At 57.5% G+C, this 261-nt stretch carries 1 protein-coding gene; it reads right to left on the bottom strand.

What is annotated here, in order from left to right; all coding sequences use genetic code 11:
• A partial coding sequence (locus NE619_RS18260; RefSeq protein ID WP_256133893.1) for a DUF2800 domain-containing protein occupies positions 1 to 211 on the bottom strand: 211 nt, incomplete at its 3' end.
• Positions 212 to 261 lie beyond the last annotated feature (50 nt).

Here is a 261-nt window from a genome sequence, read left to right as displayed (position 1 = left end):
TCAATTTCTTTTTAAAGGTGGCCGCGGACTGCTTCTTGATGAAGTTCTGCCGCACCTTCAGCTCACAAATTTCATGGGCCAGGCTACCCTCTTCGGCGTAATCGGACGCCGCGTCCGGAAATTGATCTTCCAGTCTGACCGACGGGTGGCAGATCAGCCATCGACTGGCAGAAGACGCGGACAGCAGCGCGTGTTTTCGTTCCTGACTCATAGTTTCGCCCCCAGAGCCCGCAGCTCGGTCGCGAAGGCGCCGTACTGCTC

Source organism: Anaerovorax odorimutans, assembly GCF_024459955.1.
Classification (GTDB): Bacteria; Bacillota; Clostridia; order Peptostreptococcales; family Anaerovoracaceae; genus Hominibacterium; species Hominibacterium odorimutans_A.
Note: the sequence above shows the minus strand (reverse complement) of the source record. Positions and strands in the feature narration are given on the sequence as shown.